Source organism: Sporosarcina aquimarina (genome assembly GCF_019748715.1).
Lineage (GTDB): Bacteria > Bacillota > Bacilli > Bacillales_A > Planococcaceae > Sporosarcina > Sporosarcina newyorkensis.
Window position 1 is genome coordinate 50016 of sequence record NZ_JACLBZ010000007.1, and the last position, 26978, is coordinate 76993.

General features: G+C 42.1%; 28 protein-coding genes, 1 pseudogene and 1 riboswitch. Of the genes and pseudogenes, 28 read left to right on the forward strand and 1 reads right to left on the reverse strand.

Going from position 1 to position 26978, the window contains the following annotated elements; genetic code table 11:
* Positions 1-93: pseudogene (gene rpsI / locus H7J92_RS03215) on the forward strand (30S ribosomal protein S9); the annotation flags it as partial.
* Positions 94-681: 588 nt separating this feature from the next.
* Here rpsI and H7J92_RS03220 read toward each other — a convergent pair.
* Positions 682-1227, reverse strand: coding sequence for a DoxX family protein (locus tag H7J92_RS03220; protein WP_221835308.1), 546 nt, complete (start codon positions 1225-1227; stop codon positions 682-684).
* A gap of 313 nt (positions 1228-1540) precedes the next feature.
* Positions 1541-1716: riboswitch (cobalamin riboswitch) on the forward strand.
* Between the two features lie 133 nt (positions 1717-1849).
* Here H7J92_RS03220 and cobJ point away from each other — a divergent pair.
* From cobJ to H7J92_RS03355, 27 genes are all read left to right on the forward strand, one after another.
* Entirely contained in the window at positions 1850-3532 is a 1683-nt protein-coding gene (cobJ, locus tag H7J92_RS03225; RefSeq protein ID WP_221835310.1) for a precorrin-3B C(17)-methyltransferase, read from the forward strand.
* A gap of 9 nt (positions 3533-3541) precedes the next feature.
* On the forward strand, positions 3542-4324 hold the full coding sequence (gene cobK, locus H7J92_RS03230; protein ID WP_221835312.1) for a precorrin-6A reductase: 783 nt from the start codon (positions 3542-3544) through the stop codon (positions 4322-4324).
* Positions 4314-4979, forward strand: coding sequence for a precorrin-8X methylmutase (locus H7J92_RS03235; protein WP_078818376.1), 666 nt, complete (start codon positions 4314-4316; stop codon positions 4977-4979). Before cobK ends, H7J92_RS03235 begins: the two co-directional genes overlap by 11 nt.
* A gap of 16 nt (positions 4980-4995) precedes the next feature.
* Positions 4996-6090, forward strand: a complete 1095-nt coding sequence (locus H7J92_RS03240) for a cobalt-precorrin-5B (C(1))-methyltransferase (protein ID WP_425516838.1) — start codon at positions 4996-4998, stop codon at positions 6088-6090.
* On the forward strand, positions 6065-7258 hold the full coding sequence (cbiE, locus tag H7J92_RS03245) for a precorrin-6y C5,15-methyltransferase (decarboxylating) subunit CbiE (protein WP_221835370.1): 1194 nt from the start codon (positions 6065-6067) through the stop codon (positions 7256-7258). Before H7J92_RS03240 ends, cbiE begins: the two co-directional genes overlap by 26 nt.
* Positions 7258-7962, forward strand: a complete 705-nt coding sequence (gene cobI, locus H7J92_RS03250) for a precorrin-2 C(20)-methyltransferase (RefSeq protein WP_078818344.1) — start codon at positions 7258-7260, stop codon at positions 7960-7962. Before cbiE ends, cobI begins: the two co-directional genes overlap by 1 nt.
* On the forward strand, positions 7959-8741 hold the full coding sequence (gene cobM, locus H7J92_RS03255) for a precorrin-4 C(11)-methyltransferase (RefSeq protein ID WP_040760191.1): 783 nt from the start codon (positions 7959-7961) through the stop codon (positions 8739-8741). Before cobI ends, cobM begins: the two co-directional genes overlap by 4 nt.
* On the forward strand, positions 8734-9870 hold the full coding sequence (locus H7J92_RS03260; RefSeq protein ID WP_221835314.1) for a cobalt-precorrin 5A hydrolase: 1137 nt from the start codon (positions 8734-8736) through the stop codon (positions 9868-9870). The genes cobM and H7J92_RS03260 overlap by 8 nt, the downstream gene beginning before the upstream one ends.
* Positions 9867-11225 (forward strand): cobyrinic acid a,c-diamide synthase CobB, encoded by a 1359-nt coding sequence (locus tag H7J92_RS03265; RefSeq protein WP_221835316.1) that lies wholly within the window; start codon positions 9867-9869, stop codon positions 11223-11225. Before H7J92_RS03260 ends, H7J92_RS03265 begins: the two co-directional genes overlap by 4 nt.
* Positions 11222-11851: a precorrin-2 dehydrogenase/sirohydrochlorin ferrochelatase family protein gene (locus H7J92_RS03270; RefSeq protein ID WP_221835318.1), complete on the forward strand. Its 630-nt coding sequence runs from the start codon at positions 11222-11224 to the stop codon at positions 11849-11851. Before H7J92_RS03265 ends, H7J92_RS03270 begins: the two co-directional genes overlap by 4 nt.
* Complete coding sequence (cobA, locus tag H7J92_RS03275; protein WP_221835322.1) at positions 11848-12609, forward strand: uroporphyrinogen-III C-methyltransferase; 762 nt, start codon at positions 11848-11850, stop codon at positions 12607-12609. Before H7J92_RS03270 ends, cobA begins: the two co-directional genes overlap by 4 nt.
* The gene (locus H7J92_RS03280) at positions 12603-13157 is read left to right on the forward strand and encodes a nitroreductase family protein (RefSeq protein WP_221835323.1); all 555 of its coding nucleotides are present in this window, start codon (positions 12603-12605) and stop codon (positions 13155-13157) included. The genes cobA and H7J92_RS03280 overlap by 7 nt, the downstream gene beginning before the upstream one ends.
* Before the next feature lie 13 nt (positions 13158-13170).
* Positions 13171-13710 (forward strand): cob(I)yrinic acid a,c-diamide adenosyltransferase, encoded by a 540-nt coding sequence (locus H7J92_RS03285; protein WP_078818338.1) that lies wholly within the window; start codon positions 13171-13173, stop codon positions 13708-13710.
* A complete protein-coding gene (locus H7J92_RS03290; RefSeq protein ID WP_078818337.1) occupies positions 13710-15191 on the forward strand; it encodes a cobyric acid synthase in 1482 nt (493 codons plus the stop codon). The genes H7J92_RS03285 and H7J92_RS03290 overlap by 1 nt, the downstream gene beginning before the upstream one ends.
* A 35-nt stretch (positions 15192-15226) precedes the next feature.
* Positions 15227-16093 carry a methyltransferase domain-containing protein gene (locus H7J92_RS03295; RefSeq protein ID WP_221835325.1) on the forward strand — a complete coding sequence of 289 codons (867 nt, stop codon included), beginning with the start codon at positions 15227-15229 and terminating at the stop codon, positions 16091-16093.
* Positions 16086-17126 (forward strand): FecCD family ABC transporter permease, encoded by a 1041-nt coding sequence (locus H7J92_RS03300; RefSeq protein WP_221835328.1) that lies wholly within the window; start codon positions 16086-16088, stop codon positions 17124-17126. Before H7J92_RS03295 ends, H7J92_RS03300 begins: the two co-directional genes overlap by 8 nt.
* A gap of 2 nt (positions 17127-17128) precedes the next feature.
* A complete protein-coding gene (locus H7J92_RS03305) occupies positions 17129-17914 on the forward strand; it encodes an ABC transporter ATP-binding protein (RefSeq protein ID WP_221835330.1) in 786 nt (261 codons plus the stop codon).
* Complete coding sequence (locus H7J92_RS03310; protein ID WP_221835332.1) at positions 17911-18903, forward strand: ABC transporter substrate-binding protein; 993 nt, start codon at positions 17911-17913, stop codon at positions 18901-18903. The genes H7J92_RS03305 and H7J92_RS03310 overlap by 4 nt, the downstream gene beginning before the upstream one ends.
* A 29-nt stretch (positions 18904-18932) precedes the next feature.
* Complete coding sequence (locus H7J92_RS03315; RefSeq protein WP_221835334.1) at positions 18933-20129, forward strand: CbiX/SirB N-terminal domain-containing protein; 1197 nt, start codon at positions 18933-18935, stop codon at positions 20127-20129.
* Positions 20130-20176: 47 nt separating this feature from the next.
* Positions 20177-21319, forward strand: a complete 1143-nt coding sequence (locus tag H7J92_RS03320) for a FecCD family ABC transporter permease (RefSeq protein ID WP_078818331.1) — start codon at positions 20177-20179, stop codon at positions 21317-21319.
* 2 nt (positions 21320-21321) lie between these two features.
* Positions 21322-22125, forward strand: a complete 804-nt coding sequence (locus H7J92_RS03325) for an ABC transporter ATP-binding protein (protein WP_078818330.1) — start codon at positions 21322-21324, stop codon at positions 22123-22125.
* The gene (locus H7J92_RS03330; protein ID WP_078818329.1) at positions 22122-23126 is read left to right on the forward strand and encodes an ABC transporter substrate-binding protein; all 1005 of its coding nucleotides are present in this window, start codon (positions 22122-22124) and stop codon (positions 23124-23126) included. Before H7J92_RS03325 ends, H7J92_RS03330 begins: the two co-directional genes overlap by 4 nt.
* Before the next feature lie 169 nt (positions 23127-23295).
* On the forward strand, positions 23296-24318 hold the full coding sequence (locus H7J92_RS03335) for an ABC transporter substrate-binding protein (protein ID WP_221835337.1): 1023 nt from the start codon (positions 23296-23298) through the stop codon (positions 24316-24318).
* Between the two features lie 397 nt (positions 24319-24715).
* Positions 24716-25051, forward strand: a complete 336-nt coding sequence (locus H7J92_RS03340) for an ArsR/SmtB family transcription factor (protein ID WP_281422254.1) — start codon at positions 24716-24718, stop codon at positions 25049-25051.
* Positions 25052-25072: 21 nt separating this feature from the next.
* Positions 25073-26026 (forward strand): cation diffusion facilitator family transporter, encoded by a 954-nt coding sequence (locus H7J92_RS03345; RefSeq protein ID WP_078818326.1) that lies wholly within the window; start codon positions 25073-25075, stop codon positions 26024-26026.
* A 250-nt stretch (positions 26027-26276) separates the two neighbouring features.
* On the forward strand, positions 26277-26684 hold the full coding sequence (locus H7J92_RS03350; protein WP_221835339.1) for a hypothetical protein: 408 nt from the start codon (positions 26277-26279) through the stop codon (positions 26682-26684).
* Positions 26685-26687: 3 nt separating this feature from the next.
* Complete coding sequence (locus H7J92_RS03355) at positions 26688-26960, forward strand: hypothetical protein (protein WP_221835341.1); 273 nt, start codon at positions 26688-26690, stop codon at positions 26958-26960.
* Positions 26961-26978 lie beyond the last annotated feature (18 nt).

Below are 26978 nucleotides of genomic sequence, written 5' to 3' on the forward strand. Positions count from 1 at the left end.
GCAGGACTTCTAACACGTGACCCTCGTATGAAAGAAAGTAAAAAATTAGGTCCTCGTGACTCTCGTCATGCACCTCCGTTCTCAAAGCGTTAATATTGGTTTTTACACCAATTTTTACAGCCTCTTCGCGAGTTTTCGGGGAGGGGTTTTTTACATTCTTAAACTCCTTGCCCAGACAGTAGAGGGAATCAAAAAGCAGTAAGGCAAGAAATCAAAAACTGTTGTATTTTGCAAAATCATAATACACAATGTTGCAACTTGACATGGAACCTCTGCGGGCATGAGTACCAAGCTAAGAAGCCAACTGTATCAAGGGCTGGCTTTGCCTGCAAAGACTATCATGCCCACCACTCCATGTAAACTTGCAACGCCAAGTTTGCTTGCAATACTATGTACTTCCATTTTGCACTGTACAACTGTGCAATATACAAACTTTAAGGAGTAGTGAGTATATTCAATTAATTATTTAGGGTACTATTTTGAAGTGCCACGGCGAATTTGAAATTGAGAATATGATTTTATTATTTCGCATATCGATGTGCAGCTAACGATTCAGGTGAACGGACAACATGGCTTTCAGAGTCACATGCGAACCGTAGAAGACTAAAGAATGGGACTCTGAAAGGAATCTTGAATAAGAAAATCCGGGCAATTGCAACAGTGCGATTGCCAGATCTTCCTTTATACTTTGTCATTCTTCATCCAAGGCGTACCAAGCATCGGCAATGCCCAGCGGTCGAGGCCATACCAGCCTGCTACTTTCCATGCGAGTACGAGCCAAGTTGCGAGAATGAACAATAGGGGGTTCGTGCTAAGAGTACCTGCAAACAGAAAACTGACATTCATGAATGCACCGAAGAAAGCAGCAATTCCTGTCAACAATCCGAAGATCAAACCGAGACCAACAAGCATCTCCCCATAGGCAACTATGAAACCGAATACCTTGGCGTTCGGCAAGACGACATTTTCCAGAAATGATGCATACCAGTTGGTCACATCTCCGCCTTCAGTCGATTTTTTAAGAGCGCCGCTTACAAATCCATGGATGGCGACACCTGCATTTTCACCGGTCCATGCATCGCTCATTGCTTTTCCCCAGCCGGCCTTCAACCAAGCAAATCCGACATAAACCCGAATGACTAACCAAATAAGTCCGGAGCGAGAATCGTTGAATAAAAACTGTGAAATGGGGTTCTCTGGTATTAGGATTGCTTTATTTTTCTTCATAATAACCACCTCCAATGAACAGTTTACACTACAACTTAATGCCTATCCAAAAAGTTCACAACCTTGTAATTAAAGAGTGTGAATAGTTTACGAAATGTATAAATATGCTTGACTTTGATGGGATGATTCTAAAATATAACAAAGTTATCCTGTACGTATCCACCTTGCTCATGATTGCGCTCATGATAAGTTTTGTATAGGAATAGAAATTACAATTATCCAAAGCGTTTCCAGAATCTAGTTTATGGATTCATAAATAAATCTAAAGGAAGTTTGTAGATTTAGAGATTGTATGTTATATTTATGAAAATTAAATAAACTAATTTAAATAAGTGCTCACATAGTGAGGTAAAAGGGAAACTAGTGAAAGTCTAGTACAGCCCCCGCTACTGTAAAGCTGATGAAATTACAATACCACTGAGAAATCGGGAAGGTGTAAGAGTAAAATGAAGCTTGAGTCAGGAAACCTGCTTATTTAAACGACACATACTTTTCGGAGGGAGAAGTATAGGCGGGACAATAAAATTAATTGTTTTATGTTTCAGTATGATTTCTATTATACTTTCACATGCCTACATTCCTTTGAAAAGGAGTGTAGGCATTTTTTATTTGGAGGGAAACCATGAAAAAGGGAAAAATTTTCGTCGTTGGATTCGGTCCCGGAGCTACTGAACATATAACAGGACGAGCATTAGAGGCGCTGCAAGAAAGTAATTATATTATTGGTTATAAAACGTACGTAGAGTTGATTAAGCATTTAGTAACAGCGAAGTCCATTGTTAGTACAGGCATGACTGAAGAAGTGTCACGTGCACAAGATGCTGTTAAGAAAGCGGAGGCTGGCGGTATTGTTTCAGTGATCTCGAGCGGTGATTCAGGTGCATACGGTATGGCTGGATTAGTTTATGAAGTGCTGATTGAAAAAGGTTGGACTGAAGCAGAAGGAATTGAAGTGGAAATTGTGCCAGGTATTTCGGCGATCAATTCATGTGCGAGCTTACTGGGCGCACCTGTCATGCATGATGCTTGTACGATCAGTTTAAGTGACCATTTAACACCTTGGACTGTTATCGAAAAACGTATTGAAGCAGCGGGGATGGCGGATTTTGTAGTAGCTTTATACAATCCGAAAAGTGGACGTCGGACGCGTCAAATTGTAGAGGCACAAAGGATTTTACTGAAATATCGTTCCCCTGATACACCTGTAGGGCTAGTGAAAAGTGCTTATCGTGAAAATCAACATATTGTCCTGACAACATTAGCGGAAATGCTAGAGCATGATATCGGGATGTTGACTACTGTTATTATCGGTAACTCTTCGACTTTCTTTTATGATAATAAAATTATTACTCCGAGAGGATATCAACGTAAGTATACATTAGGGGAAGGTAAACAAAGTTTAAAACCGCACCAGCGTTTGAAAAAGGAAGCGGAACCATGGGCGCTTGATCAAGAAACTGGGGAGGCGCAGTCCGGTCATGAAGAAATTATAAGTAAGAAACCAGAGCACACACCAATGCCAAAACAGGCAGAAGTGGAACGGTCAGAACCAGCACCGGAACAAAAGGTTCAGTCATTGGATATGGCTTTAAAAGCACTATCTATGGTGACGAAAGAGGAAGTGGAAAACCCTTTTTTGGTGAGACAGCCGATTGAAGATATCTTTGAGTTTTCCGTTTCACCAGGCGTTGCCAACAAACTGATTACAGCAGAACAAATGCGTGTATTGGCTGAAGTCGTTGGTGAGAAAGGTACCTTGGAATATACTCCAAACCATCATTTTGTAGTAAAGGTTACGACAGATGACCCTGAAGCGATTGTTGAAAAGCTAGAACACATTAACTTGACTGTTATGCCGGCAGGGGAAGTCTTAAAAGTCAAAGCTTGTGATTTTTGCTATGGGGAAAAGGCGGATTCTATCCCATACGCGGAAGAAATCGCAGCGAAGTTTGAAGGGATGAAGCTTCCGAAGCAGTTGCATGTCGGATTCAATGGATGCGGGATGGCGTGTTATCGCCCGGTGTTCGATGATATCGGCATCGTTTATCGGAAGAAAAAATTCGATTTATTTATTGGAGCGAAGCCGGTTGGTCGTACTGCTCATGCGGCTCAGCCGGTTGCAGAGGGAATTGAACCGGAAGATTTAATTCCGCTAGTAACAAAAATTATAGAAGAATACGAACAAAATGCGCATCCTAACGAACGTTTCTTCAAGTATTTCAAACGTGTTAAAAAAGTTTTGAATTATGACTATTACGATATGAGCTGCAAGATTGAAGTAGAGCCAGCACCTTGCGGGGACTAGGAGGAAACTATGATTTTATTTTTAGCAGGCACTAGCGATGCTAGAGCTCTAGCCATTCATTTACAGGGTCTTGGCTATCCTTTAATCGCCACGGTCGTTACCGAATCTGCAGCTGAAAGTTTAAAAGCAAATGATCTTTCCTATCTGGTAGGAAGACTAACAGTGGAGGACATGATCGCGCTAATCCAGAAGCATGAGATGACTTGTGTCGTCGATGCCAGCCATCCTTACGCAGAAGAAGCATCGAAAACCGCAATGGAGGCAGCAAGAGTATGCGGGATTCCATATATTCGCTATGAGCGGCCAAAAGAGGAGTTTGTTTCTCCTCTGATTACCGAGGTTGAGAGTTATGAAGACGCTGCTAAACTTGCTCAAACGCATAAAGGGACAGTTATGTTAACGACAGGCAGTAAGACATTGGAAGTATTTGCGAAGTATTTATTGCGTGACGAAATTCGGATGCTTTGCAGAATGCTGCCGAATGTAGGGAATATGGAGAAATGCGATAAGTTAGGAATTAAACAAAAAGATATCATCGCGATTCAAGGACCTTTTTCCGAATCACTCAATAAATCTTTATGCGAGCAGTATGACGTGACGTTAATGATCACAAAAGAAAGCGGTAAAGTAGGTTCTGTCGATGAAAAAATAACGGCGGCTCTGGACTTAGAGATCCCTGTCATTCTGATTAAACGACCAAAGGTTCAATATGAAAATTTCTGTACATCTTTCGAAAAAGTTACTCAACTATTAGGAGGTTTTATTGATGAAAAATCCAAACATGAACTTTAATACAAAATTCACGCCACTGACTGTAGATCCAGATAAAATTTACGACCATAGTTTCGCGATTATCAAAGAAGAAATGGGAGATCACCCGTTTACAGATGAACAATGGATGGTTGTTCGCCGAGTAATCCACGCTTCAGCAGATTTTGAATTAGGACGCAGCATGATTTTTACACCGGATGCTCTTGAAGCAGGAATTGAATCAATTTTAGCAGGCCGTCATGTAGTGGTGGACGTGCAGATGATTGAGAGTGGTTCAGGTCGCAAACGTTTCCAGAAACATAACAGTGACTTGCATTGTTATATTGCGGACGAGGATGTCGCGAAGGAAGCGAAAGCCGAAGGAACAACACGCGCGATCATTTCAATGCAAAAAGCAACACGTCTGCATGAAGGTGGAATTTATGCTATCGGTAATGCGCCAACAGCGTTGCTAGAGTTGATTCGTTTAATTAAGGATGGCGTCGCTAAACCAGACTTGATTATTGGAATGCCAGTAGGCTTTGTTTCGGCAGCAGAATCAAAGGACGAGTTAGCAGTACTCGAAGGGATTCCATTTATTACAAACAAGGGGAGAAAGGGTGGCAGTACAGTGACGGTAGCCGCACTGAATGCCATTTCGATCATGGCAGATGAGCGCGCAAAGCAAACGAACTAAAAAAGATCCATCCCAAATGCGTCATGGCTATACAACAGGTTCTTGTGCAACGGCGATGACAAAAGCGGCATTGCAAGGTTTGGTGACGGGAAAAGTGCCGGAAGAAGTCACCATTTATCTACCGGTTGGCCGATACGCCACATTCAAAGTATCGTCATTTGAAGTATTAGAGGACGGAGTAATGTGTGAGACGATCAAAGATGCTGGGGATGACCCGGATGCCACACATAAAGCGCGTATCCAGAGCACCGTTTACTATTCAAAAAAAGAAGGCATTCATTTGGATGGCGGGGTTGGGGTAGGTCGAGTAACAAAAGCGGGGCTTCCCGTCCCGGTTGGTCGAGCAGCCATTAACCCGGTGCCGTATAAAATGATAATGGGTGTGGCGCAAGAAGGGTATGAAGAGTATCAATTAAAACAAGGCATCGACGTAGTGATTTCCGTTCCGGATGGGGAAGAAATCGCTAAAAAAACGTTAAATGGACGACTGGGCATCATCGGGGGAATTTCGATTTTAGGAACCCGTGGGACAGTGGTGCCATTTTCAAGCTCTGCTTACATGGCAAGTATTGAGCAAGCGATCAGTGTAGCCAAAGAAGCCGGTTGTGATCACTTAGTGATCACAACCGGTGGGCGCAGTGAAAAGTTTGCTTTGAAGCAATATCCAGACCTACCAGAAGAGGCGTTTATAGAGATGGGCGATTTTATCGGTTTTACGCTTAAACACATCGCACGCAAGCAGATTCCTAAAGTTTCTATGGTCGGGATGATGGGGAAGTTTTCAAAACTGGCACGTGGCGTAATGATGGTTCACTCAAAAAGTGCACCTATAAGCTTCGAGTTTTTAGCAGAAATGGCAAATCGAGTAGGTGTTGATGAAGCTGTACAAAAAGAAATTTTAGAAGCGAATACAGCTTCACAAGTCGGTGAGATACTTCAAGGAAACGATGCATTCTTTGAAGCGCTTAGTAAAAACTGTTGTTACTATGCACTAAATCATATGAATGCCGAAATTGAAGTGTCGACGTCGTTATATGCCATGAACGGAGACTGTTTAGGAAAGGCTGAGAATATTGACAAATTGGATGAAAATGATTGGTATAGGGGATAATGGCGCGGCAGGATTGCTTCCTCAATATATAGAGTGGATCAATGAATGTGATGTTCTTGTAGGTGGAGAACGCCATCTTCAATTCTTCCCTTCATTCGAAAAAGAGAAGAAAGTAATCAAGGGTGGTTTGTCTGCATTAACAGCGGAATTACAAGAGGAAACACGCAATGTCGTAATTTTAGTGTCTGGCGATCCGTTGTTTTATGGACTGGGAGGCGTGCTTGCGAAAAAGCTGCCGCTTGAGATCTATCCATATACCAGCTCGGTCCAGCAGGCTTTTTCAAGAATGCAGGAGAGTTGGCAAGATGCATACATTGTCAGCTTACACGGTCGTTCTATAAAAGGCTTTGCGCAGAAAATAGACGGGCGTAAAAAAATAGCTGTGTTAACAGATGAAACGAATTCACCTCAAGCGATTGCAACGTATTTAAAGCGTTTCAACATGACGGAATATGATGCCTTTGTTGCTGAGAACTTGGAAGGTGAAAATGAACGTTGCCGCTTCCTTTCATTGGACGAAATGGAGCAGACTTCTTTCTCTTCTTTAAATGTTGTCATATTAAAGCAGCACCATGCAGTAGAGCGTGCCTCGATTGGCATTCCTGATGATGCATTTTTGCAGCGGAAACCGGATAAAGGCTTGATTACCAAACGGGAAATCCGCACGCTTTGCCTGCAGGAACTGAGACTGAAAGAGAGCAGTACAGTCTGGGACATTGGAACTTGCACGGGATCGGTTGCGATTGAAGCTTCCAAGATAGCGCGTGAAGGGGCAGTATATGCCATTGAAAAAAATGAGGGAGACCTTGAAAATTGCTTGGAAAATCAATTGAAACATCGGACAGACTTTGTTGCCGTGTTAGGAAAAGCTCCTGATCGTCTTGAAGAGTTCCCGGACCCCCATGCTATTTTTATTGGCGGTAACGGTGGGAATATGGAGCATTTACTGCAAACCTGTATTTCACGCTTACAGCCAAATGGCCGACTTGTCATGAATATCGCTACGATAGAAAATTTAGCTGAAGCAATGAACCATTTAAAAGCGTTGGGCTGTGAAGTATCCATATTGCAGGCACAACTTTCAAAGAGTAAACCAATTTTACATTTAACGCGTTTTGAACCGTTAAACCCTATCTACATAGTGACAGCACAGAAAGGACAAGAATAATGACAATAGGAAAATTATATGGACTAGGCGTTGGCCCGGGGGATCCTGAATTAATTACTGTAAAGGCATTTCGTAAATTACAAGAATGCCCGGTCATTGCGTATCCGAAAAAATTAAGAGGTAGTAAATCGTATGCCCATCGTATTGTGGATGTGTATATCAACCCAGCTGAAAAAGAAATGCTCGGTTTGGTATTCCCTATGACCAAAGACGAAGCAATCTTGCGTGAAGCTTGGGAAAAAGCGGCAGAAGAGATTTATGGCTATTTAGTCCAAGGGAAAGATGTGGCGTTTGTGACCGAAGGCGATCCGATGCTGTTCAGTACATTCATTCATCTTTTAGGCTTAATGAAAACGAAGCATCCAGAAGTACCAATTGAAACGGTGGCCGGTATTTCATCATTTAATGGTTCTGCCAATCGTTTAGGGATTCCGCTAGCTGAAGGGGATGACCATGTCGCTATGATTCCAGCGACAGACGATATGGAACAGATGCGTCAAGTCATTGAAAGTCACGATGCCATCGTCTTTATTAAAGTAGCCAAAGTGATAGATGAAATGTTGGATTTATTGGAAGAACTGAACTTATTGGAGAAAACGCATGTCGTCACAAAAGTTACTTCTGACGAAGAAGTGATTTGGAATACGGATGAACTTCGAGGCGCGGATTTAAATTACTTATCATGTATGGTGGTGCGCAAATGAAAAAGATTTGGATTATCGGTGCAGGTCCAGGGGATCCCGATCTAATTACAGTAAAAGGTTTGAAGTTATTACAACAAGCGGATGTCGTCATGTACACCGATTCACTCGTAAGCGAAACGTTAGTGGAGGAAGCGAAGGAATCAGCAGAAGTTATCCGTACGGCAGGGATGCATTTGCAGGAAATGGTAGATTGCATTGTTGAACGTGTCAATGCAGGTAAAACGGTTGTACGTTTACATACAGGAGATCCGGCGATGTATGGCGCAACAATGGAACAAGTGGCGTTACTGAAGCAACATGATATCGGTTATGAAGTCGTGCCGGGTGTCAGTTCCGTTTTTGCAGCTGCTGCGGCAGTCGGTGCAGAGCTCACGGTTCCTGATTTAACACAAACACTTATTTTAACTAGAGCGGAAGGGCGGACGCCTGTACCTGAACGCGAAAAATTGAAGGAGCTCGCAAGTCATCATTGCACAATCGCTATGTTTTTAAGTGCCACTTTAACAAAGAAAATAGTAAAAGAATTACAAGCGGCAGGCTGGGCAGATGATACGCCAGTAGCGGTCGTGCAGCGTGCTACATGGCCGGATGAAAAAATTGTTCAGACAACATTGATTGAATTAGATGAAGCGATGCGTGTCAATGGTATTCGTAAGCATGCGATGATTTTGGCAGGCTGGGCATTGGATCCGAATATCCATGAAAAAGACTATCGCTCCAAGCTGTATGACAAAACATTTACCCATGGTTTCCGAAAAGGCGTGAAGGCGGATGATTAATTTACGTGAAGGCGAAATTCCTGAAGTTGACAAACGTAAACCGTATGCTCTCGTCGCCATTACGAAACACGGGGTTGCCAATGCAAGAAGCTATACGGAAAAATTCCCATATGCAGATCTTTATTATATGAAGAAGTTTGCAAGAGGTGATGAAGAAGCACGCCAAATTCAACTATTTGACGGTACGGTACGCTTATTATTGCCTGCTTTGTTCCAGCAATATAAAGGAGTTATTTGTGTAATTTCACTTGGCGCGGTCGTACGAATGATTGCTCCTATCATGGTGGATAAAATGACAGACCCTGCTGTATTGGTTGTCGACGATCTTGGTCAATATGTAATAAGCGTGTTATCAGGACATATTGGTGGCGCCAATGCGTTGACGTATGAATTTGCAAAAGCGATCGGTGCAACACCTGTTGTGACGACGGCTTCCGATGTGCAAAAGACCATTCCTGTCGATTTATTCGGCGCTCAGTTTGGATGGATGTGGGATAGTGAAGAAAAATTGCTGCCTGTCAGTGCATCAGTGGTCAATGAAGAGCATGTCGCAATTGTACAGGAAACGGGAGAAAAAGATTGGTGGATGCATGATCGTTCTATGCCAGAGAACTTGAAAATCTATTCATCGACAGCAGAAGTAATTCAAGCGAAGCCACATGCAACTTTACTTATAACAGACCGTTTGATCGATTCCGACGAAGAAGTACTGCTTGAAAATGGAGTGATCTACCGCCCGAAATCCATCGTACTCGGTATTGGCTGTAATCGCGGGACGGCACTCGAAGAGATCGAGCAAGTCATAGACGAAACCTTAGCTGAGTTGCGTTTGAGTAAGAAAAGCGTTAAAGCAGTAGCGACCATCAATTTAAAGAAAGATGAAGAAGGCTTGCTTGCACTCACTGCCAAACACAATTGGCCTTTTATTACGTACACGCCTGAACAGCTCAATGAAATGCCGCTCCGTAATCCATCAGAAACGGTATTTAAGTATACAGGTTCGTATGGTGTGAGTGAGCCGGCAGCATTACGCTATGCAAATACAGAAGAATTGGTATTGGAGAAAAAGAAAAGTGGCAATGTGACGGTCTCCATTGCGCGCGTTAATTTTGAGGAGCGAGGACAATGAATCGATTTGTGTTGGCCGGTACAGGAAGCGGTGTAGGAAAAACGACATTCACGATTGGCATTATGCGTGCATTGATGAAGCGCGGTTTAACTGTACAAGGTTTTAAATGCGGTCCCGATTATATTGACCCGACGTACCATACAGCTGTCACCAAACGCCCCTCTCGAAATATTGATAGTTTCATGATGGAACATGAAGTTATTCGTGCCATTGTCGCAAGAGCGAGTCAAGGCGCGGATGTAGCGATCATCGAAGGCGTGATGGGCTTTTACGATGGCAAATCCCCATTATCAAATGAAGGATCGGCTGCCGATATAAGTGAGATTACAAAAAGTCCTGTCATTTTAATCGTTAATGCGGCAAGTATGGCAAGAAGTGTGGCAGCGATCGTTAAAGGATTCCAACTGTTGGATGAAAGCTCCAATATTGTTGGCGTAATTGCGAATCAATTAGGTAGCAAGAGTCATTTTGATATTGTCAAAACAGCGATTGAAAAAGAGTGTGGAATTCCTGTCATCGGCTATTTGCCGAAGGATGCGGTTCCAGCTATGCCGAGCCGTCATTTAGGTTTAGTACCGGCTATTGAACGTGGAGATCTGGATTCCTATTTTGATAGCCTGGCAACAGCTATTGAGGAAACTGTCGACATTGATCAACTGATGGAAATTACCAAAGCACAACGAATAGAAGTGTCTTCATCGATTTTTGATATTCAACCTGAAAAAGAAGAGGTTCATATTGCAGTAGCTAAAGATGCAGCTTTTAACTTCTATTATGAAGAGAATTTAGAGTTATTGCGTGCGCATGGTGCAAAGCTTCATTTCTTTTCACCATTACAAAATGAAGAAGTTCCAAATGAAGCGCAAGGGTTGTATATCGGCGGTGGCTTCCCGGAAGAGTTTGCAGAGCAACTGTCAGCAAACGAGCAAGCGAAAGAATCCATAAGAAACGCAATCAATCGTGGACTGCCGACTCTAGCCGAATGTGGCGGATATATATACTTAACAGAAGAAATAGTGGATCGCCAGGCAAATGTGTTTCCCATGCTTGGAGTGATTCCAGGACGTGTACGTATGCAAGATAAGCGAGCGGCACTTGGTTATAGGGAAATTACAGGTGTTTCAGGGAATTTCCTGATTGGTGAAGAAGAGCAGGCGAAAGGGCATGAGTTCCACTACTCGAAATACGAGGGAGAGCATACTACGCCTGCTTATTTTAGTAAAGGTCGTTTTCGCGCTCAGCAAGAAGGCTATTTACATAAAAATCTTGTAGCAGGCTTCACACATTTTCATTTTGCTTCAAATCCACAACTTGTGGAAAATTGGTTGAAAGCATGTTTGGAGGGAGAGCAATGAACTATTTTCCGCTGTTAATGAATGTGGATTATAAAAAGGTTGTCATTGTTGGAGGCGGACATGTAGCACGTCAAAAAATAGAAGCCTTACTTCCAACAAAAGCAATGATAACCGTAGTTAGCCCATCGGTGACAGAGACGGTTCAACAGTATGTTAGTGAAGGGTTTGTGACATGGAAAGAAAAAGCATTTGAATCAGCTGATTTGGATGATGCTACATTGGTTTTTGCCGTTACAAATGATGAAGAAGTAAACAATGCGGTGGAAGAAGCGACACAGCATTGGCAATTGCTCAGTCGTGCGGATGCAAAAGGACGTGTAGATTTTATCAATCCGGCAGTCGTGCGGCGTGGAGAATTTGTCGTGACCGTATCAACGTCTGGGGCCAGTCCAGGTCTAACGCGTAAAGTAAAGACGGATTTGGCAGAACAATTCGGAGGCCACTACGCAGCGTATGTGTCTTTTTTAAGAGAGGCTCGTCAGCAGATCTTACAAGTGTTTAGCGTAGACGCAAAAAAACAAGTTCTGGCTGAACTTCTGGATCCAAAACTTTTGCAGTGGATGGAGCAAGGTGAAAACCAAAAGTGTGAAGAGTGGCTACAACAACGGATAGGAGAACAACAGTGAGCGGATCTGTATATATTGTAGGGGCTGGTCCTGGTGACCCGAAACTATTGACAATTAGAGGATTAGAGTGCATTCAACAAGCAGATGTGATTTTGTATGACCGTCTAGTGAATATTGAATTATTACAACATGCGAAAGCGGATGCTGAGCTGATTTATTGTGGTAAAGAGCCAGGCAAGCATGGAATGATTCAAGATGAAATTCATCGGGTGTTAGTAGAACAGGCAAATTTAGGCAAGCAGGTGCTTCGTCTAAAAGGCGGCGATCCGTTTGTTTTTGGGCGAGGTGCGGAGGAAGCTGCAGTGTTACGACAAGCTAATATACCATTTGAAATCGTCCCTGGCATTTCGGCAGGAATTGCTGCACCAGCATATGCGGGGATACCGGTTACCCATCGTGACTATGCGGCAAGCTTTGCGATTGTTCCTGGTCATGGCCGTGCTGAAAAAGGGCAGGACTTTTTAAATTGGTCAGCACTTGCTCAAATTGATACGGTGGCATTTTATATGAGTGTAGGTAACATTGATCATATTACAAAAAGCTTAATTAAAAACGGTAAAAGTGAAACAACCCCTGTGGCGGTTATTGAATGGGGAACCACTGAAAACCAACGTACAATCACAGGTAATCTCGCGACGATTGCACAAGAAATCCAAGCACATCAGATTTCGAATCCATCGATGATTTTAGTTGGGGATGTAGTGAATGTTCGTGAAGAAATTTCCTGGTTTGAAGAAAAGGAGCGTAACCAATGTTAGAAGCATTAAAGAAACGCCGTGCGATTCGCCAATTTAAAACACGTGAAGTAGAACGAGAGAAAATCGAGACATTACTAGAAGCAGCTACGTATGCACCAAATGACCGACTGCGGGAGCCATGGCATTTTTATGTATTGCAAGGCGACAGCTTAAAACGTTATGAACAAGTAGCACTTGATTATTTACAAAAACGCTTTCCGACAAAACCACACTTAGTGGAAAGTTCAATGGAAGCGATCACCAAAACGCCGCTTATCATCGTAGTAACTTCGGCCATTGTGGATGGAGATGAAGGCGCGACAAAAGATAATACCTTTGCAGTCAGTGGTGCTATCATGTCGATGTGGTTAATGGCGGAACAGCTAGGTTTAGGTATGGTATGGCGCACACGTGGCGTTGGTCTTGTGCATGATACCGCATTGCATACGTTTATCGGTGCATCGGATAAAGAGCAATTAATAGGGACGCTTTGCATAGGGTACCCGGCAGAAGAAATCATCACTGCGAAAAAACGTACACCATTTGCTGAGAAAACAACTTGGCTATAAGGGGGAATTGAAAATGGCACGACAAGGAATGTTGTTAGTATATACAGGTGAGGGCAAAGGAAAAACTACTGCTTCACTTGGAGTCACTTTGCGTGCAATTGGTCGCGGTATGAAGGTGAAGTATTTTCAATTTATTAAATCACCCGAACGTACATATGGTGAACAAATTGCTTTGCGGAAACTTGGTGTTGAAACCGTGCAATTAGGCATCGGATTCACATGGACAAAAACACCGGAAGAGCATCGCGAAGCACTTGCAAAAGCTTGGCAAACCGTAAAAAAAGAGCTCCAAGACGAAACGACAGATGTATTGGTGCTGGATGAGTTGAATAATGCATTAGCCATCACACGTTTTCCAGTGAACGATGTATTACCTCTAGCAGAAGTGCTAGAAGCAATAGAGAACCGACCGAAAACTATGCACTTAGTCATTACAGGTCGCTCTGCACATCCATCCCTCCTCGCATTAGCCGATTTAGTATCAACAATCGATGCAACTAAGCATTATTATACGGAGCAAGATGTCCAAGCGATGAAAGGTCTTGAATTTTAATGAAAGCCATCATGATTCAAGGGACTGCTTCAGATGTAGGAAAAAGTGTTTTATGTACTGCTCTCTGCCGTATCCTAGTGAACGACGGATATCGGATCGCACCATTTAAATCACAAAATATGGCACTCAATTCCTACATCACGAAAGACGGCGGAGAAATCGGTCGGGCACAGGGTGTCCAAGCAGAGGCTGCAAAGATTGATGCCACGACTGACATGAATCCTATTTTACTGAAACCGACAGGCAATATGGTGTCGGAAGTAATTTTACATGGTAAACCATTTGCCGACATGGATGCGGTGTCGTATCGCGAAAAGTTTGTTGAACAAGTGATGCCTGAGGTACGAAAGTCGTTGCGACGCTTAGAGGCGGAATATGATGTACTTGTACTGGAAGGCGCTGGAAGCCCGGCCGAAATTAATTTAAAGAGCCGGGACATCGCCAATATGCGCATGGCACATGAAACGGATGCAGCCGTTATTTTAGTAGCAGACATAGAACGTGGTGGAGTATTTGCATCACTTGTCGGTACTTTAATGTTATTGGATGACGAAGAACGTGCACGTGTTAAAGGGATCATTATTAATAAGTTCCGCGGCATGAAAGAGTTACTCGAAAACGGCATCGATTGGCTTGAGGAGTATACAGGGATTCAAGTACTTGGTGTCATTCCATATTTCGATGTGCAAATAGAAGCGGAAGACTCGATGGCTCTTTCAAGTTTACGTTTAAAAAAACCTCAACATCAAGAGTTTGAAATTGATGTGGCGGTCATTAGACTTCCTCTAATCTCCAATTTTACGGACCTTGATCCATTATTTGAAGAGCCCGATGTAGGTGTGCGTTTTGTTTCTACTTTAAAAGATTTAAAAAATCCTGATGTCATCATATTACCTGGGACGAAGAATACAGTTAGTGATTATGTATGGTTGCAAGAAACGGGTTTGGCGCAAGCGATTATACAGCTTTCCCGAAAAGGAAAAAAGATTATCGGTATTTGCGGAGGTTATCAAATGCTTGGCGAAACGGTTTTAGACAACCAAGCAATTAAGGATGAGACCAAGACGTATGTCACGCTAGGCTTGTTACCAATTGAAACTGTGTTAGTTGATGAAAAACAAACAACAGTTGTCAAGGGTACGAACTATGCGGGTCAGGAGATGACAGGCTTTGAGCTTCATTTGGGGCGCAGTACACCAACTCGACCGATACAAAGCTTCATTTGCCTGGACAATGGAAGGCAAGATGGCGTCTATACAGACCAAGTGATGGGCACGTATTTACACGGAGTTTTTCAAAATCGCATGTTCACACGTAACTATTTCAATCAAATACGGGTGGAAAAAGGCTTAGAAGAAGTCTCTGGTGAAATACTTTCTGATTATGAGCGACGGGAGCAAGCGTATGAAATGTTGGATCATCATGTGCGCAAGCATTTGAATATGGAAAAAGTTTATGAATTACTAGATGAATCAACGTAACAACAGGATTACAGAAGCATTGAGGAGAAGGTTCAATGAAGAATGAGTCGGGAACGAAGCTTGAGTTGGGGAAGTCTCCTTTACAAATCGATTTCGAAAAGTTCTGGAAAGAAGGCATGCTGGATTGGCATGGCAAGATGCCAGAGCGCATGGTGGATGACGAACTGGAAGAAGCTTTTTGGGCACAGTCCATGAAGAAAAAAACATATAAGCAAACAGATGACTACGCGAAGAAAATCTATAAAAAAATGAAGCCGCATATTCCACAAGACGCCAGTTGCATTGAAATTGGACCGGGTTGGGGCAACTATACATTCCAACTAGATGAAGACGTTAAAAGTTTAACGCTTGTCGATGGTTCTGAAAGCGTACTTGCATATTTAAAACAATACTACGAAAGCGATGCATCTGTTCAGTTTGTTTATAGTAAATGGGAAGAAGCGCAAATTGAACCGCATGATGTCGTTGTTGGAGTGAACTGCTTTTACCGTATGTATGAAATGAAAGCAGCATTGAAAAAGATGGACGCACTTGCACAAAAACGCGCCATCATCGGCTTAACGACAGGTCCAATTCAGCCGCATTATGTCATTTTAGATGAGCAGTATGGCTATGAAATTAAATATCCGCGTCGTGATTACATTGCCATTCTTAACATCCTGTATCAATTAGGCATTTATGCTGATTGTGAAATGACTAAGCTGGAACGCACCTATCGTTACGATACGTTAGAACAACTATATGAGGCGCAAAGTAAAAAAATCTTATCGCCTCAATTTGAATTGATACATGTGAGAGCCTCACTTGAACCTTTTATTACACTAGAGGAAGGTCAATATGTGTACCGTCATCCGTTCTATGCAGCAATAATTAGTTGGGAACCTTCGAATTCACATGACTAGGTTACGATTTACATTATTAATTGGAGCGTTGCTGGCGGGATTGCTTGTTTCCATGACTTTTGCAGTGATGGTGGGCTCCGTTGGTATAACACCAAGCATTATTTGGGAAGTGCTTTTTTCAAAAATTGGTTTACCAGTGGAAGCTACGGCTTCAAAAGCACAGAACATTATCATTTGGGAAATCCGCTTACCTCGAATTATACTTGCTGCAATTGTTGGCGCGGCCCTGGCAATCAGTGGCGCGGCGATTCAAGCATTAGTTAGGAACCCTATTGCAGATCCTTATATTTTGGGGGTATCTTCTGGAGCATCAGTTGGTGCAACAATGGTTATTTTACTTGGCGCATTTAGTTTTTTAGGGACTTATGCGTTATCTTTTGCTGCCTTTTTAGGGGCTATCCTCGCTGTTGTGATCGTATTTTTATTGGCTCGTGTCAACGGCCGAACGTCTGTTATACGCCTGCTTTTAGCAGGGATTGCGATATCGATGGTGTTTTCCGCTATTACAAACTTCATGCTTGTGACATCAAAACAACAAGGCGGTATTCAAGCTGTTATGCATTGGATGCTTGGCAGTTTAGCAGGCGCAAAATGGTCAACGATCGGAATACCGTTTTTTACGTTCCTTTTGGTTTTCCTGTTGCTTTTATTGAATTATCGCCAACTGAATGCGTTGCTTCTTGGTGAAGAACTAGCTACGACACTTGGTATCAACTTAGACCGTTTTCGAATTTTTATTATCCTGGTTGTCTCGTTGCTAACAGGTGTTGTAGTTGCCAGCAGTGGAAGTATTGGTTTTGTCGGATTGATTATTCCTCATCTTGTGCGAATGATAGTAGGTTCAAATTATAAATTCGTCCTGCCGATCAGTGCATTAATGGGTGCCGTCTTCTTAGTCTGGGCGGATATGGTTGCACGGATGGCGATAGCACCTGAAGAAATGCCGATTGGAATCATTACTGCTGTTTGTGGAGGACCCTTCTTTATTTGGATGCTTAGACGCCGTCGATACTCTTTTGGGGATGGTGAATAAAGATGTTGCAAGTGAAAAATATTTCATTCTCTGTGCCGGAAAAACAGATTTTGCATGACATTTCATTTTCAATGGATCAAGGCAAATTTATTGGGATTATTGGTCCGAATGGCAGCGGGAAATCGACGATGTTAAAAATTATCTACCGCTATTTGAAACAATCAAGCGGACAGGTGATGTTATATGAAAATGACATGGAGCAGATGACTCGAAAAAAGATCGCTCAAGAAATGGCGGTTGTGAGCCAAGAAACCCCTGTACTCTTTGATTTTACCGTAAAGGATTTAGTCATGATGGGGCGAACGCCGTATAAACAATGGCTTGCACAGGACAGCAAAGAAGATTTTGCTATTGTTGAAGAAAGCATGAAGCTTGCCGACGTGCTGTACTTAAAAGACCGAACGCTCGGTCAGTTATCCGGCGGTGAGAAGAAACGGGTAATGCTCGCGCGTGCACTCGCGCAACAGGCAAACATCTTAATTCTAGATGAGCCCACCAATCATCTTGATATTGAACACCAACTTCAATTAATGGATTTGGTGAAAGAGCTACCCATTACAATTATAGCAGCATTGCATGACTTGAATTTAGCGGCTAGCTATTGTGATGAATTGCTTTTAATGGATGAAGGGAACCTCCATATGAAGGGAACTCCCGAACAGGTACTGACAGAAGAAACCATAAAACAAGTATTCCATGTACAAGCTGGTATTTCAAAGAACCCGTTTACACAAAAATTGCATTTGTTTTTTTACGCAGAAAACGTTGGGAGAAGTGAAGACAAATGAAAAAGAAATTAATCGGTGTACTAATGTTTTTAACAGCGTTGCTTTTATTGGTAGCATGCTCAAGCAGTGATACAGGAAAAGAAGGAAAGAAAGACGATGCAAAAAGTGGAGAAACAGAGCAGACGGATAAGGTTGTAATCGACAATGATGATTTTGTCATCGAATACGATGAAGCTCCAAAAAGTGCGATTTCATTAAACCAACATGTAACAGAAATTATGCTAGCGCTTGGTCTGGAAGAATCCATGGTCGGTACCGCTTACTTAGATGATAAAATTTACGAACCGTTACAGGAAGCATATGAGAAAGTACCGGTATTAGCTGAACAATATCCATCAAAAGAGCAAGTGATCGAAGCAGAAGCAGACTTTCTATATGGTGGTTGGTCAAGTGCATTCAATGAAAAAGGTATTGCTACGCGTGAAGAATTAAAAGAGTTAGGTATTGATAGCTATTTACAGATGTCCTCTACTAAAGTGGCACCAACATTGGAAGATATCTATACAGACATTCGTAATATCGCAAAGGTTTTCCGTATAGAAGATCGCGGTGAAGAACTAATTACTCAAATGAATCAAGACATTGAAGAGATTACAGCTAAATTGCCAGAAGTGAAAGATCCTTTGGAAGTTTTGGTATTTGACAGCGGAGAAACAGATTTGACTACAGCAACGCAGAACTTCATGAATACACTTGTAGCAATGGCTGGTGGAAATAACGTCTTTGGTGATGTTGAAGGAAACTGGGCTACGGTTTCAAAGGAAGATGCGGTAGAACGTCAGCCGGAAGTGATCGTTGTAATTGATTATGGTTCAACTACAGTAGAACAGAAAATTAATTTCCTTAAATCAGATCCAGCACTAAGTCAAACACCTGCCGTACAAAATGAGAAATTTGTTACGTTGCCATTATCAGCAGCTTCCGAAGGTGTTCGTGTAGCAGAAGCAGTTGAAATTTTGGCAAAAGGTTTCTATCCAGACGCTTATTAAAATCTTAAGAGAGTGGGAGGTCATATTTTATGACAACATGGAATTTAACGCAGATGCAACGTCATGTACTCATTTGCAATGGCGATACATGTATGGGCGCCGGGGCTGAAGAGGTCACGCAACAAATCCGTGATGAGATCCGAACCAATCGTTTAGATGAACATATCCACACATCGCGCACCCGCTGTAATGGACGCTGCAAGGATAAATGTGTTGTCATCGATTATCCAAAAGGAACATGGTATTCCGTGCAAAAAGAAGAAACGGCACGGGCAATTGTTCATGAAACTGTGAAGGAAGAGTCGATCATTTATTCAATGGAGCACGGCGAACGAAAACGTGGTGAATCTCGTTTTAAAGGGATAAATAAATACAGAAAAGCTAGAGGAACGGTGAAAAAAGCTGTATTGTTTGTCGGGCATGGCAGTAGGTTGGAGGCAGGAAATGAAGAGGTCCGCCAATTTGTTGAACAAATGAAAGAGCGTATCGATTCATCCTTACTTGTAGAAACATGTTTTTTAGAATTTGCGTCGCCGAATATCGAAGATGGAATTCAACTGTGTATTGAAAAGGGTGCAGGTGAAGTCCATGTGATCCCGATCATATTATTGCATGCAGGTCACTCTAAATTGCATATTCCAGCTGAAATTGAACATGCAAGAGAGCAGTTTCCGGATATTCGGTTCACGTATGGTCAAACGATCGGTATTCATGATGAGGTTATTGAAATCTTAACGACACGACTTACTGAAGTTGGTTTTGATATTAGTCAGAAGCACGAGGATACAGCTATCCTCTTTATTGGGCGAGGTAGCAGTGATTTGGATGCGAAAGAGGATTTTTATAAAATTAGTGGATTGTTACAAAAGAAAGTAAATGTACCAATCATTGAAAATGCTTTTATGGGGGTTACAACGCCCACAGTGCAGGAAGGAATGGAGCGTTGTATAGAATTAGGTGCAAAAAAAGTAATTATGCTGCCGTACTTTTTATTCACGGGGATCTTAATGGAACGAATGAAAGGAAACGCGGAACAGTTTAGGCAGTATTATCCACAAACGGAAATTGAGATTGCCAAGTATTTTGGCTACCATCCGAAGTTACAGACAGTATTGCTGGAACGGATGAATCAAGCTTTGGACGGTACTTCGACAGGAATGCAGGATTTAGAGAATTTCCGTATATACGTGGAAGAGCATGGATATGTGCACGAGCATCAACATTAAGTAGTTAACCGGAAATTTTTCAATACACCTGTTAGTAGGAAGGGGTAATGGGAGTGAAGAATCTCGCTGCTACAAAAGGGGACGGTGAATTAATAGAATCACCACCGGTAAGAAAAATAGATAGTAGTGAAAAAGAAAAAAACAAGCATCAAAGACGTTTTAAAATTTTGTTGTTCATCTTGCCTCTCGGTCTTTTCTTGTCACTGACGCTGTCTGTTATGCTTGGCCCTGTGACAATTGATATGGTAACGGTTTGGAAAATCGTGTTGTCCAATATACCTTATATAGGGGATGGAGTTACAGCATACTGGTCGACTGCCCAACAAAACATCATATGGGAATTGCGATTTCCTCGTGCTTTATTGGGAGGAATAGTAGGTGCTGGTTTGGCTATCGCAGGAGTAGGAATTCAGGCGCTTGTCAGAAACTCCTTAGCAGATCCGTACATCCTTGGGGTATCATCCGGAGCTTCCGTTGGTGCGACACTCGTCATTTTGTTTGGAGCGTTGCAATTTTTTGGTCAATACGCCCTATCGATTGCTGCTTTTCTAGGAGCATTTTTATCCGTTGTTTTTGTTTATACATTCGCACGGGTAGGTGGTCAGATTTCGACAATACGCCTGTTGCTTGCAGGGATTGCAATATCTATGATCCTAGGCGCTGTCACAAATGTCATTGTTCTTTCTGCGCCTGAAGAAGAAGGTATTCGAAGTGCGATGTATTGGATGATGGGAAGCTTAGCGGGAGCAAATTGGACAGTTCTGCCTATACCGGCAACAGCCGTAGTGTTGGTTTTCGCATTTTTGCTGTACCAATCTCGTACTTTAAACCTCATATTGATGGGAGAAGATACAGCCGCAACGTTAGGCATTAACGTCGACGCATTCCGAAAGTTATTAATCGTCGTCACTTCTCTTCTAACTGGGGTTCTTGTTGCAGTGAGTGGAGCTATCGGCTTTGTTGGATTGATGATCCCGCATATGATCCGCCTACTCGTAGGTTCAGATCATAAAAGAGTGCTGCCGATTAGTGCGTTATTCGGTGCTGTCTTTATGATCTGGGCAGATATTGTAGCCAGGCTCGTAGTGGCTCCTGAAGAACTGCCAATAGGAGTGGTGACAGCATTGTGCGGTGGACCATTTTTCATTTGGTTATTACGAAGAAGTTCCTATTCATTCGGAGGTCGTTGACGATGGGTATAACAGTTGAAGGCATATCAGCCAGCATACAGGAAAAGAAGATTATCTCCGACATTCATTTGCGGGTGAAGCCTGGGCAGTTTGTTGGACTGATTGGTCCGAACGGAAGCGGAAAATCCACGCTGTTAAAAAGCATTTACCGGATCAACAAGCCGGATTGCGGAAAAATTACATTGGATAGTGAAAATCTGTACGAAATATCAGCAAAAAAAACGGCTCAAAAAATGGCGGTAGTCAGTCAGGAATCGCAGCATACATTTGAGTTTTCAGTAATGGAAATCGTGCTGATGGGACGAGCTCCGCATAAGAAGATGATGGAAACGGACACAGTTGAAGACATGCGTATTGCAGAAGAGGCGCTTGAAAAAGTAGGACTGGAAAGCTATGGAGATCGTCTGATTTCTACGCTATCCGGCGGGGAAAAACAAAGAGTTATGGTAGCGAGAGCTCTCGCCCAGCAAGCGAAATATTTGGTACTGGATGAACCTACGAACCATTTGGACATTCATCATCAACTTCAGCTAATGGACTTGGTTAAGAAATTAAATATCACGGTCATAGCGGCTCTTCATGATCTAAATATCGCTTCGGTCTATTGCGATCATATATATGTGTTGAATCAAGGACAGCTGGCTGTTGCAGGTCAGCCAGAAGAAGTTTTAACGGAGACAATACTACAAGAAATATTCCGGGTAAATACTCATATCATCCAGCATCCGATAACCGGAAAGACACATATTACCTTTCTTTCTGACGCGGCTCCTGCTATTAAAAGACATGAAGAGGTGTACATATGATGAAAAAGTATTCGAAATTGTTAAGTGTACTGATGGTGATAGCCATCCTATCTGCATGCGGTCAATCGGACAATAAAATAGAATATGGTTCTTCTGATGATCAGACAAATGAGGCAGACAGCGCTGAAACTTACGAGCCTGTAACGCTAGATAATTTCGGTCGGGAGGTAACGTTTACGGAACCGCCAAAACGAACGGTTGGGTTGATGCAAGATAATGCTGAATTAATGCTGGCACTCGGATTAGATGAGTATCTTGTAGGCTACTCGTTTCCACGGGATAAAGCAGCACCCGGATTGGAAGAGAAAGTGAAGAAAGTTCCGCTTTTATCTGAAATGTATCCTTCAAAAGAAGTGTTACTAAGTAAGGAACCTGATTTTGTCATGGGATCAGACGACTTTTTTGTTGACAGTGTAATCGGTACGACTGCTGAACTTGAAAAACGTGGGGTGAAGTCCTATATACCTGAGGCGGCTGGAAAACCGGCAACTTTGGAAAATATGGTATACAAGGAGATTAGTGAAGTATCCCGTATTTTTGGCGTTGAAAGTCGTGGAGATGAATTAATCCAGTCAATAAAAGAGACTGTAATGGGGATACAAGAAAAAATAAGTGACGAAGAGCCTGTGAGAGTTTTCTATATGGGCGGCGGCGATAGCGGGTCTGCTATCACTACTGGAGGAGATATGATACGATCCCATGTCGTCGGTTTAGCAGGCGGAGAAAATATTTTCAGTGAGTCAACAGGATGGATGCCAGAAGTTAGTTGGGAAGAGGTAATTGAGCGTGATCCCGAGGTGATTGTGTTAGCTTATTGTTGCGGAACGACACCTGAGCAGTTAATGGATGCGATCTCTAATAATCCATCGCTTCAGGACGTTACAGCAGTCAAAAATAAGCGGTATGTCACTATCGAGCACGCCGATGTAGAACAGTCGGTTCGAATTCCAAGTGGACTAGAGACATTGGCGAAAGGTTTTTATCCAGAACGCTTTGAATGAGCTTTTAAAGATGATGTAGCAGAACTGGAAAGTCTAGATATAATCGATTTTTATATCTGGGCTTTTTTAGTTAGAGAGTAGAGGTTTTATTGATTCTTAAAACTAGGCAATCAAGGTATAAGCATGGGATGCCGTAATACAAAAACCAATATGAATAGGAGTTCGTCCAATGAGTAAAAAATACATGCTGCTGTTTTTAATCATGGTAATGGCAATCTTGACAGCTTGTGGTGAATCCGACAGTACGATGGAGACCTCCGCTTCGAAAGCGGATGGAGACAAATCGAAGAACGAAGGGGTTTATGAACCCGTTTCCGTTAAAACGAAAAATGGGCCGATCCAATACGAAGAGATGCCTCGTCGTGTGGTTACGCAAGACTTACACACACTGGAACTCATGTTGACACTGGGACTGGAAGAACATATTGCAGGAACGGTTGGTGCAAATCCAGATCATGTATTACCCGAATTCGAGGAAGCATTTTCAAGGATTCCTGTTGTTTCGCGTGGGATGCAACCCTCTAAGGAAGTGCTATTGGAAGTGGATCCTGACTTCGTCTATGCTGGCTGGGATACACTATTCCAAGAAGAGCGTCTAGGCTCAGTGAAAAAACTGAACGAACTTGGTATTAAGACATATACTCACGAGTCGTCCAACATCATAGGTCCGACGCTTGACGATGTTTATCAGGATATCCGTAATATCGGTCTTATTTTTAAGGTAGAGGACAGAGCAGACGAATTGATCGAGTCTCTTCAACATTCTATTCGAGATGTAGGTAAACAGATTGATGAGCAGATTGGAACAGTCGAAGAACCAGTTAGTGTTTTTATCTATGACAGTGGAACAGACATACCTTTTACAGCAACTCAAACAATTTTGACCGAAATGATACGACTGGCAGGAGGAGAAAATATATTTGGTGATATTCCGAAAAACTGGACAACCGTTAATTGGGAAGACGTTGTTGAACGGAATCCAAAAGTGATCGTCATCATGGATTATGGAGAAATGACGGCCGAGCAAAAGAAAGATGTTCTGTTTAGCAACCCTGCCTTAGCGGGTATTGACGCGATCAAAAATGATCGAGTTGCGGTCATGCCACTTGATTATACTTTCGAGGGCGTGCGAATCCCCACTACAATTGAAATGCTTGCGAAATCATTTTATCCCGAAGCATTTGAAAATTAATGATTTTACTGCTGGTAGAAATATGAACACTAAAAGGTATCAGGTTCCCCCTAATTGTTTGTAGACCTGGTACCTTCCCCTATTGTTAGCTCCAAGCAATATCCCGCCGTCAACTGCTAATTTCACTTTCTTCTATATGCATGTTGCTTGTACACATCTTTCTTTTAAATAACCAACAATGAATTAATACAATACAGCGGTTGGGTATAAAAATTCAATAATTATTATTCAATTAAACCCTGCTTTAAAACTTATTGAAGTGTAAAAAATTATTTTTTGGGGTATATAAAAATAGGGGGTAATATGTATTTCCATTGACACTATACTAAATTATACATAATATATGAATATATGCTCATATAAGCAATTAATTATTGAAAGTTAGGGGGAATTTAAATTGAACAAAGAAGAAAATAGAGAACAGTTTTTGAGAGAAGACACACAGCTTTTGGATGAGGAAACACTTTTCGTCGTGTCCCAAACATTTAAGGCATTGAGTGATCCAACAAGAATCCGGATTTTAAATTTATTATGCAAGGAAGAGCATTCAGTGAATGATATTGCGGAAACACTGAATTTAAGCCAGTCATCCGTCTCTCATCAATTGCGTTTTTTGAAAAATTTACGTCTGGTGAAGTTCAGGAGGGAAGGAACAACACTTTACTATTCGGAAGATGATTATCATGTTATGAATTTATTGAAACAGGCGATAGAGCACGCAACGCATAATTAATTACACGAAGGGGGTAATCGAATGGGGCATGAACATGGACACGACCATACGCATGGTGCAAATAAGAAAGTATTATTGATTTCCTTCCTAATCATTACTTTATATATGATAGTGGAAGTGATCGGCGGATTTTTGACGAATAGTCTTGCCTTGTTGGCAGATGCTGGTCATATGTTGAGCGACTCAATTTCACTAGCGATTGCACTGATTGCATTTAAGTTAGGAGAAAAGGTCGCAAATAAAAGCAAAACGTATGGCTATAAGCGATTTGAAATTTTGGCCGCTGTATTAAATGGGGCAACTTTGATTGTCATCGCATTGTTCATTTTTATTGAAGCGGTGAAACGCTTTGCAAACCCGCCTGATGTTGCGACGACAGGTATGTTAATCGTTAGCAGCATCGGTTTGGCGATAAATATCTTAGTTGCATGGATTATGATGCGCGGCAGCGATGTTGAAGGAAATTTGAACATGAAAGGCGCTTACCTTCATGTTATTAGTGACATGCTAGGCTCTATTGGGGCGATCGCTGCGGCTTTGCTTATGATGTTTTTCGGCTGGGGCTGGGCAGATCCGTTAGCTAGTGTCATTGTCGCTATACTCGTTTTGCGTAGCGGATACTATGTATCAAAGTCTGGATTACATGTATTAATGGAAGGCGTCCCTCAAAATGTAGATATAGATAATGTCATCCGTACAATTCAAAGTGCGGAAGGCGTCCAAAGTGCTCACGATTTGCATGTTTGGTCCATTACAAGCGGACTGAATGCACTTTCCTGTCACGCAGTTGTAGATGATCAGATGTCCATTGCGGAAAGTGAGCAACTTCTGCGTAGTATCGAGCACGATCTTTTACACCAAAATATTCATCATGTAACGATTCAGTGGGAAACGTCTGCCCATCAGCATGATGATTCAATTTTATGTAAGGTAAAACCAGAAGTATCAGCAGACCACCATCACCAACATCATTAATGTGATCAGTGACCAGAAGTAATGCGCTGGTCACTATTTTTTTGGGAATGAAACAAAACACTTTACATACCCTACACCGGTATACTAATGTGTGGCTATACACTACTATTCCTTTTCATAACTGACACCCAAGTTTTGTGTGATTGAAAAAAGGAATATCGTGTAATATATTTTTATAAACTGTATACCCCTATACTGTATGTATATTAAGGAGTGATGCAGGAAACTAACTTACAAGGAGGACTACGAGATGGACCAACATGCAGAACATCACCACTACCAATACAAAGCTCAAGGAGAAAGTGAAGTGACAGCAAATGTCACTTACAGAGACGCTATCATTACAATTGAATTGAAAGACAAACATGGAAAGGCACCTGAATTAGGTGTTTCCCATGAAAAGGAAATGCATTTGATCGTTGTGAGCGCAGATTTGAAAGAATATATTCATGGGCACCCCGAGAAGCAAGCAGACGGTGTATATATGTTGCAAAGAGAATTGAGGGACAACGACTACAAGGTATTTGTTGATATCGCTCCAAAAAACTTATCTTATACAGTTTCGCCAATCACGCTCCATGTCGGGCACGCGTATCATCCAAACCATGGCAATGAACTCAAGGTTGACACAGACTTTGTCAAAATGGTAGATGGATAATCAGTGGAATTAAAAGCTAATAATATTGAAGCCGGGCAGGATATTTCATTGTTATTCGACTTAAGAGGAGCAACACCTGAACCGTATTTAGGCGCATTAGGCCATGTTGTCATTTTAGATGAAAATGCAGAACATTTTATCCATGTGCATCCAGTATCTGATGACAAAACTCAATTCAAAACAGTTTTAACAGAGGCAGGGAAATACAAACTTTGGGCAGAGTTTCAATTTGACGGCGAAGTTTATGTATATGCGTATGTCATAGAGATAAGATGAATGATCTTGACAGGGATT